Origin of the sequence: Microbacterium sp. HMWF026, assembly GCF_003061325.1 — a bacterium.
In the GTDB taxonomy this organism is placed as follows: domain Bacteria; phylum Actinomycetota; class Actinomycetes; order Actinomycetales; family Microbacteriaceae; genus Microbacterium; species Microbacterium testaceum_E.
On the sequence record NZ_QAJB01000239.1, the window covers coordinates 1 to 3,594 of the forward strand.

The following is a 3,594-nucleotide window of genomic DNA, read 5'->3' on the forward strand; positions in this document are numbered from 1 at the left end:
GGCAAGCAGCGCGTGCGAGAGCGGGGCGATCGAGACGATCATGAGGATCGTGCCGAGCACCGCCTGCTCGGCCTGCAGGAGCACTCCCCCGATGAGCAGACCGGTGAACAGCACCGACGACACCACCCGACGCACCATGCGCTCGAGATCGCGCATGCGCCGTTCGATCCGCGGCGTCTGCACCGACACCGACCCGTCCTCGAAGCGCTCGATGAGGTTGTCGATGCGGCGCGGCAGGCGCGCGGTGACGGCGGCGACGGCGCCCACCTCGCGCGCGAGCGCCTGGGCGGTGTTGCCGCTCTCTTCGCGGATCAATCGCTGCGCGTAGGGCTCGACGGCATCCCAGATGTTGAAAGCGGGGTCGAGGGCGCTGCACATGCCGCTCGTGAGCGACATCGCACGGACGATCAGGAGGAAGTTCTCGGGCAGCTGGAACGGGAGCGAGCGCACCACGTCGCCGAACTCGATCGCGAACGCGCGGAACTCGCGCGGATCGACCTCTTGCAGCTCGGCGAACCCCATGCCGCCGAAGCGCGCGAAGAGCTGCGTCATCGCGCGCTCGAGCTGAATGGTGTCGGCGGTGGGCAGGAGGACGCCGACATCGCGGATGCCGTCGACCAGGCCCTTTCCGTCGCGGGAGGCCGCCGCGATGAGCACGCGCCGGAGCCCGCGTCGCAGGCTCGGCGGAACCTCGCCCATCATGCCGAAATCGATGAAGGTGAAGCGCCACGCCGGCGTGCCCCGGTCGGTGAGGGACCCCGACGGCGTGACGAACACGTTGCCGGGGTGCGGGTCGGCGTGGAAGAAGCCGTCGTCGAAGAGCTGGTCGAACATCACGCGCGCGAACCGCGCGGCGACCTCGGACGGGTCGATACCCGCGGCGCGCAGGGCGTCGACGTCGTTGATCTTGATCGCGGTGACGTCCTGCAGTGTCAGCACCCGGCGGGTCGTGCGCTCCCAGACGACCTCGGGGACGGCGATCGAGCCGTCGGCGCCGAAGTCGGCGGCGAATCGCTCGGAGTTCGCGGCCTCGTGCAGGTAGTCGATCTCTTCGAGGCTCGTCACGGCGAACTCCTCGACGAGCGAGGGCATGTCGACCCGGTCGCGCACGAGCGCGACCTTGCTGAGCCACACGCCGACCTTGCGCAGAGCCCGCAGGTCCACGTCGACGATGCGGTCGATGCCGGGGCGTTGGATCTTCAGCACGACCGAGGTCAACCCGGTCTCGTCGGCCATCGCGTCCGTCAGCACCGCGCGATGCGCCTGACCCAGCGACGCCGCGGCGAGCGGACGCTCGTCGACCGAGGCGAAAGCGCGTTCCAGCGGCATCCCGAGCTCTTCTTCGGCGCGGACGCGCATCTGGGCGAACGGGACCGCGGGCACCTCGTCCTGCAGGCCCTCGAGTTCTTTCGTGATCTCGGGCGGCAGAACATCGAGACGCGACGACATGAACTGGCCGACCTTGATCATCAGGCCGCCCAGATCGACCGCGAGCACGTGGAAGCGCTGCGCGATGCGCTGCAGCCGGCGGGTGCGGCCCCGGGCGGAGATCCACCCGAGGCCGAACCGCGGCAGGAAGAGCTCGTACCACCACGCCTGGACGAGGTAGCGCGCGGCGAAGCGCGTGATACGGCGGTAGCGGGCCTTCATGAGGGCGTCGTCGGTCATCGAATCTCCTGGATGCCGACGTGCGCCCCGCACGCGTCGAGCTCGGGCAAACCTCAGCCCTGGGCGAGGATGGAGTAGAGCTTACGGCGCGCGTCGTCGAGGATCTCGACGGCTTGCGCGACCTGCTCCTTGTTGCCCGTGCGGGCGACCTGGGCGGCCGCCTGCGCCAGTTCGACGCCGGCCTTGGGCAGCGCCGTCATACGGCCGCCCTCGCGCGAGCCCGCAGCTTCCCACGGAGCGGTGCGCTCGGTGGTCTCGTCGCCGGCCGCGGCGCGACCCTCGGGCGTGAGCGAGTAGGTCTTGCGGCCGTTGGACTCCTCGGCCTGCACGAGACCCTCATCGGTGAGGAGCTGGAGCGTGGGGTAGACGGAGCCGGGGCTCGGCTTCCACGACCCGCCGCTGCGCTCCTCGATCTCTCGGATGATCTGATACCCGTGCATCGGCTGCTCGAGCAGCAGCGACAGCACCGCGGAGCGCACGTCGCCCTTGTTCATGCGCGGCGTCGAGCCGGCCTTCTGCTCGAACTGCGTGCGCAGCTGCTCGAGCCCCTCGAGGATGTTGGACATCGGCCAACCGGGGGTGTTCGAACCACCGCGTCCGCCGAACGCGTCTCCCAGGAATGAACCACTCATGACGACCTCCTTCGCGCGGACCCGATCTGAGCCAGCGATATACAACGATATATCGCTGAGGGGTCCGGAGGGTGGGTCGTCAGGCGATTCTCAGTACCAGTTCATCGCCTGCGAGTGACCCCACGCGCTGCACGGCGTTCCGTACCCGCGGGAGATGTAGTCCAGGCCCCAGGCGATCTGCGTGGCCGCGTTCGTCTGCCAGTCGGCGCCGAAGGTGGCCATCTTGCTCCCCGGCAGAGCCTGCGGGATGCCGGTGGCCCCGCCGTCGTTGTTGTAGGCCTGGTAGTTCCAGCCGGACTCCTTGGTCCACAGCGACGCGAGGCACGAGAACTGGTCGCTCCCCCAGCCGTATTTCTCGGCGGCGAGCTGCGCGGCGTAGTCCTTGGCGCCCGCGGGGGTGTTGACGCGTGCCAGCGTCGCGGCGGCCTCGGCCTCGCGCTGCGCCTGAGCGGCCGCGGCATCGGCGGCGGCCTTCTCTGCCTGTCGCTGCGCCTCGGCTGCGGCGTCCGCGGCCGCCTTCGCGGCCTTGGCCTGGTCGAGACTGCCCTGCACCTCGGCCACGCGCGCCGACACCCGCTCGGTCTCGGCCTGGGCGTTCTGACTGAGGGCGGGCACCATCAAGACGGGCAGCAGGTCGCTCGAGCCGAGGCGATCGACCGCGTCCTGGAGCGCAGAGGTGTCGACGGTTGCGTCGCCGATCGACAGCGGCAGTTCGGTCGAGGCCACATCGGCCTGGACGGCGGTGGCGCTGGCGAGCGCCGCCTGCGCATCGGTCATCGCCGAGTCGGCGCCGGTGGTCACGGCATCCAGCGTGGGGGCGGACGAGATCGTCACGGCCGATCCGGGGGCGGCGAACGAGGATGCGGACGCGTCGGGCAGGGAGACGGGGGCCGCCATGGCGAGACCGGTCGTGGCCACCAACCCCAGGGCGAGGCCCGCACAGGTGGCGGCGGTGACGAGGGTACGGCGGGCGCGGTGGACGCGGACGAGCTTCATATCGGAACGCAGCAAGGAGAGATCTTTCGTTCGGGCGCACTCGTCGGGATCGAGCGCGATCTGCACCGTCGGGTCGGCACAAGTCCTCGAGTGTGGGTGTCCCTTCTGAGCGTTATCTCTTCGTTACCTGGACGGACGATGGGAGCGGCGCTTCTTTCACGCCTTTCGGCCGTCGCCGTCCGCGTCGGGGCGCAGCCAGCGCCTCACCGCAACTTTTACCGGGTTTGATCGGGTTTTTTTACAAAGGCCACCCTGGCCGCGAGGGCACCGCGCACCCGCCCGACGGACGACGGACGGG

3 protein-coding genes are annotated in these 3,594 nt (G+C 69.8%); all 3 read right to left on the bottom strand.

Going from position 1 to position 3,594, the window contains the following annotated elements:
- A partial coding sequence (locus DBR36_RS09565) for an AarF/ABC1/UbiB kinase family protein (RefSeq protein WP_108318869.1) occupies window positions 1-1,668 on the bottom strand: 1,668 nt, incomplete at its 3' end.
- A gap of 53 nt (window positions 1,669-1,721) precedes the next feature.
- Window positions 1,722-2,300, bottom strand: a complete 579-nt coding sequence (locus tag DBR36_RS09570) for a PadR family transcriptional regulator (RefSeq protein ID WP_108318871.1) — start codon at window positions 2,298-2,300, stop codon at window positions 1,722-1,724.
- 90 nt (window positions 2,301-2,390) lie between these two features.
- A complete protein-coding gene (locus DBR36_RS09575; protein ID WP_108318875.1) occupies window positions 2,391-3,311 on the bottom strand; it encodes a phospholipase in 921 nt (306 codons plus the stop codon).
- Window positions 3,312-3,594 lie beyond the last annotated feature (283 nt).

Excerpts from the sequence above, each read along its gene's own strand:
- DBR36_RS09570 (WP_108318871.1), bottom strand. The coding sequence starts at position 2,300 with ATGAGTGGTTCATTCCTGGGAGACGCGTTCGGCGGACGCGGTGGTTCG.